Here is a 4,529-nt window from a genome sequence, read left to right on the forward strand (position 1 = left end):
TTGCACTGCTGGGCAGCTTTGCCGATTCACACATTGTCCGCAAACACGGCGAGGCGGTGGCACAGACTGTCATGGCCTCGGCGCAGGCCTGGCGCGGCGCGGGCGGCATGGATGCGGCGCCCGCCTTCGCGGCCTGGGACGAATGGCTGAAGGAACACGGCATCAACCCCGGTACCACCGCCGACCTGACGGTGGCCACGCTGATGATCGCCGGCCTGGTCGACGATCGATGGCACGGAACGTGATAACAGACCTGAAGCACTGGCGCCTTGCCAGTGTCGGGAACGTCCCCACAAACCCATACAGGAGATGACACAACCATGGCCAAGATCGATCGCATGATGGTCGGGGAGTCGCTCGTCGGAGAGGGCAATGAAGTTGCCCACATCGACCTGCTCATCGGACCGCGCGGCAGCCCCGCCGAATCCGCCTTCGCCAACGCGCTGACCAACAACAAGGACGGCTTCACCTCGCTGCTCGCCGTGGTGGCCCCGAACCTGTTGACCAAGCCTGCCACCGTGATGTTCAACAAGGTCACCATCAAGGGCGCCAAGCAGGCCGTTCAGATGTTCGGCCCGGCGCAGCGCGGCGTGGCGATGGCCGTGGCCGACTGCGTCGAGGACGGCACGATCCCGCCGGGTGAGGCGGACAACCTGTTCATCTGCGTCGGCGTGTTCATCCACTGGCTGGCCGACGACGACAAGAAGATCCAGGACTTCAACTACCGCGCCGTCAAGGAGTCGATCAAGCGCGCGGTGGCCGGCCAGCCGACCGCGGCCGAGGTGGTCGCGAAGAAGGGGTCGACGCCGCATCCGTTCGCGGCGGGCTGACGTTCAACGGGGCGGAGTGCCAGGCACCAGCCCCGAGCCGAGCAGCTGCACGACGGTCGCCGAACGGCCGGCCGCCGACAGCGGGCTCGCGGTGCGCTCGATCTGCACGCCCACCGCCGCCACATCCGCGAACTTGCGCGGCTTGACGATCTTCACGCGCACCCAGCTCGCACCGAACTCGCCGAGCAGGATGTCGGCCACCGTCTCGGCCAGCGCCTCCAGCAGCTTCAACTGGTGCTCGGCCAGCAGGCGCAGCAGGCGTTCGCGCACCACGCTGTAGTCGATGGTGTCGACGATGCGGTCGGTGTCGCAGGCGCGCGCCCTGGGCAGGCCGGCATGCACGTCGATCACCAGCGGCTGCGGCCGGTGCAGCTCGGTCTCGTGGATGCCGATGACCGTTTCGCCGACAAGGCCTTCGATGAAGATCAGGTCGAGCGGCGGTGTCGGATCGGCATCGAGCGCCGGGTTCGCGTGGCGGTTGGGGCTGGTCATCGTGTCTCCAGGGTTGTTTCCTCGGCGAGTCGCAAAAAGCAGACCACGGTAGGGACTCATCGTTTCACCCGGTATGCAGCGCGCGGCATCGCACCAGAATGAGGGTCCTGCGGTCTCTGGGGGAAGCACATGGCATTGGTGTTGCGCACGGGCGAGGATCGGCATGCCGAGCATGTGATGGACATCGTGCGCGGCGGCGCCCAGGATTCGGCCAACGACGTCGTCACGCAGTCGTGGAGCCGCTGCCTGAACGAGTACCGGCTGCACCCCGACAAGGCCCGCGAACCGGCCGTCATCAGCCATGCCGCGCTCGAGGAGCGGCGCGAGCGCCAGGCCGACGTGATCGACAGCGCCCGCTACGAGATGACTACGCTGTACCAGCAGCTCGGCGATGCCGACTCGGCGGTGGTGCTGACCGACATCGACGGCGTGATCGTGCACATGGTCGCCTCCACCGAGTTCGCCGCCGAAATGGGGCCGCTCGGCCTGCGCCCCGGCGGCATGTGGAGCGAGACCGAGGCCGGCACCAACGGCATGGGCACCTGCCTGGCCGCCGCGGCACCGATCTCGGTGCGCCGCGAAGACCACTTCTTCACGCACTTCACGCAGCTCACCTGCTCGGCGGTGCCGGTGTACGACCCGTCGGGCCACATCGCCGCGGTGCTCGACGTCACCAGCCGCTCCAGCATGATGCAGCAGCACCTGCTGGTGCTGCTGGGCATGACGGCGCGCATGATCGAGAACCGCCTGATCGACCGGCGCTTCCGCAACGCGCACCCGCTGCACTTCCACAGCCGGCCCGAGTTCGTCTACACGCTGCATGAAGGCCGGCTCGCCGTCGGCGACGACGGCCGCATCCTCGCGGCCAACCGCAGCGCGCTGTTCCAGCTCGGGCTGCAGACGGTCGACGAGATCCGCTCGCGCCACATCGAGGACCTGTTCCAGACATCGCTCGAGGACATGCTGCAACGCAGCACCCAGTCGTCGTTCCACCCGATCGTGACCTTCCGCGCCAACGCGGCGCTGCGCTTCTTCGCCGTCGCACGGCGGCCGGCCACCGAATCGGGCGCCACGGTGCACGCGCTGTCGGGGGCTGCGGGCCCCTCCTCCACCGCCTCCTCCACGCCCTCGACGGCAGTGGCCCGGCTCGCGCCGCGCGCGGCGACGGCGGCACGCGCGTCGGCGCAATCGCCGACCTTCAACGACACGCGCCTGGCGGCCCACCTCGAGACCGCGCGCCGCGTCATCGCGCGCCAGACGCCGGTGCTGCTGTGCGGCGAGACCGGTTCCGGCAAGGAGGTGTTCGCCCGCGCGGTGCACGAGGCGAGCCCGCATGCCGGCGGCGCCTTCGTCGCGATCAACTGCGCGAGCCTGCCGGAGACGCTGATCGAATCCGAACTGTTCGGCTACCGCGCCGGCGCCTTCACCGGCGCGCAGCGCACCGGCCGGCGCGGCAAGATCCTGCAGGCCGACGGCGGCACGCTGTTCCTCGACGAGATCGCCGACATGCCGCTGGACCTGCAGGCGCGGCTGCTGCGCGTGCTCGACGAACGGCAGGTCACGCCGCTCGGCACCGAAGAGACCTACGCGGTCGACTTCCAGCTCATCAGCGCCAGCCACCAGCGGCTGCCCGAGCTGGTGCGCGAGGGGCGCTTCCGCGAAGACCTGTACTACCGCCTGTCGGGCATCGAGCTGCTGCTGCCGGCGCTGCGCGAGCGCAGCGACAAGCGCGAGCTGATCCATGGCGTGCTGAAGGCCGAAGGCGGCCGCGGCGCCGCGCTCAGCAGCGCGGCCGAGCGCTTGCTGATGGAACATGCGTGGCCCGGCAACATCCGCCAGCTGCGCCATGTGCTGCGCACCGCGGCCGCGCTGGCCGATGGCGAGACCATCCAGTGCGAGCACCTGCCAGGCCTGCACGACGACAGCGCCGCCGCCACGCCGCGCGCTGCGGCGAGCCTGCCGCCGGTGGTCTCGGCCGTGCCCCTGCTGCCGGCCCTGCCCGCCGTGGCCGACAGCGCCACGCCGCCGCTGAAGCTGAACCCGATCCAGGTCAACGAACGGCAGGTGCTGCTGCAGATGCTGGAGCAGCACCGCTGGAACGTCAGCAATGTCGCCAAGGCGCTCGATGTCAGCCGCAACACCCTCTACCGCAAGCTCCACAAGCTCCACATTGAAATCTCGCACCCCGAGTGATGCGCTGACCCCGCTCGGCGACGACGACGCCCCGCCGGTCGACGCGGCGCCGCGTTCGCGCTTTGCGTGGTGCATCACCGGCTCGGGCCACTTCCTCGACGAATCGATGGCGCTGGCCGCGCGGCTGCCGGCCTGCGACCTGTTCCTGTCGGCCGCAGGCGAGGAGGTGCTGGCGATCTACAAGATGCCGTTCGAGGAGCTGAAGCCGCGTTTCCGGGTCTTCCGCGACAAGACCGCGAGCGGCGTGCCGGTCGGCATGCTGTACGACGACGTGTACCACACGGTGGTGCTGGCACCGGCCACCAGCAACACGGTGGCCAAGTGCGCCTTCGGCTTCAGCGACACGCTGCCCACCAACATGTTCGCGCAGGCCGGCAAGCTCGGCATCCCGGGCATCGTGTTTGCATGCGACACCGAACCGGTGGTGGTGACGAAGTCGCCGCACGACTGGGTGACGCTGCGCCCGCGGCGCATCGAACTGGACAACGTGGACCGCCTTCGCGACATCGACTTCTGCCATGTGGTGTGCTCCCCCGCCGAACTGGAGGCCGCGCTCGATGCGCGCCTGAAGGAGCTCGCCCTCGCATGGACCAGCCCGTAGAACACATCGTCTTCCTGACCGGCCACCTGGCCCGGCCCAGCCTGGAGCGGGTGCTGGGCGGCATCGAGTCGGCGCCCTTCACCTGGGAGGTGCGCGACCTGGGCCTGCAGGTGGCCGCGCTGATGACGGCCGAGATGATCGCGCGCCGCGTGCCCGGCCCGGTTCGGGCCGACCGCATCCTGGTGCCGGGCCGCTGCCGCGGCGACCTCGACGCGCTGACGCAGCACTACGGCATCCCGGTGCAGCGCGGCCCCGAGGAGCTGAAAGACCTGCCGCGCTTCTTCAACCGCGCAGCCAGGCCGATGGACCTGAGCGAGTACGAGGTCGCGATCTTTGCCGAGATCGTCGACGCACCGAACCTGTCGGTGGACGGCATCGTCGAGCGCGCGCGCCAGTTGCGCGCCGACGGCGCC

General features: G+C 69.5%; 6 protein-coding genes. 5 read left to right on the plus strand and 1 reads right to left on the minus strand.

Annotated elements, in window-relative coordinates:
* Together AC1D15_RS19040 and fae are read left to right on the plus strand one after the other, a co-directional pair.
* The coding region (locus AC1D15_RS19040) for a triphosphoribosyl-dephospho-CoA synthase (RefSeq protein WP_477827214.1) at window positions 1-245 on the plus strand (245 nt) is incomplete at its 5' end.
* A 75-nt stretch (window positions 246-320) separates the two neighbouring features.
* Window positions 321-830, plus strand: a complete 510-nt coding sequence (fae, locus tag AC1D15_RS19045) for a formaldehyde-activating enzyme (protein ID WP_047502303.1) — start codon at window positions 321-323, stop codon at window positions 828-830.
* Between the two features lie 3 nt (window positions 831-833).
* Here fae and AC1D15_RS19050 read toward each other — a convergent pair whose 3' ends face one another.
* Window positions 834-1,322 carry a dihydroneopterin aldolase gene (locus AC1D15_RS19050; protein WP_465112218.1) on the minus strand — a complete coding sequence of 163 codons (489 nt, stop codon included), beginning with the start codon at window positions 1,320-1,322 and terminating at the stop codon, window positions 834-836.
* A 129-nt stretch (window positions 1,323-1,451) separates the two neighbouring features.
* On the opposite strand from AC1D15_RS19050, the gene AC1D15_RS19055 reads away from it, so the two are divergent.
* The 3 genes from AC1D15_RS19055 to AC1D15_RS19065 form a co-directional block, all read left to right on the plus strand.
* Complete coding sequence (locus AC1D15_RS19055) at window positions 1,452-3,515, plus strand: sigma-54-dependent Fis family transcriptional regulator (RefSeq protein ID WP_477827215.1); 2,064 nt, start codon at window positions 1,452-1,454, stop codon at window positions 3,513-3,515.
* Window positions 3,493-4,116 carry a flavoprotein gene (locus AC1D15_RS19060; RefSeq protein WP_477827216.1) on the plus strand — a complete coding sequence of 208 codons (624 nt, stop codon included), beginning with the start codon at window positions 3,493-3,495 and terminating at the stop codon, window positions 4,114-4,116. Before AC1D15_RS19055 ends, AC1D15_RS19060 begins: the two co-directional genes overlap by 23 nt.
* A partial coding sequence (locus tag AC1D15_RS19065) for a DUF6513 domain-containing protein (protein WP_477827217.1) occupies window positions 4,101-4,529 on the plus strand: 429 nt, incomplete at its 3' end. The genes AC1D15_RS19060 and AC1D15_RS19065, both read left to right, overlap by 16 nt.

Source organism: Rhizobacter sp. P2_H2 (assembly GCF_056403375.1).

Bases quoted from the DNA above. Each gene is read 5' to 3' on its own strand.
- AC1D15_RS19050 (WP_465112218.1), bottom strand. From the start codon at position 1,322: ATGACCAGCCCCAACCGCCACGCGAACCCGGCGCTCGATGCCGATCCG.
- AC1D15_RS19055 (WP_477827215.1), top strand. From the start codon at position 1,452: ATGGCATTGGTGTTGCGCACGGGCGAGGATCGGCATGCCGAGCATGTG.
- fae (WP_047502303.1), top strand. From the start codon at position 321: ATGGCCAAGATCGATCGCATGATGGTCGGGGAGTCGCTCGTCGGAGAG.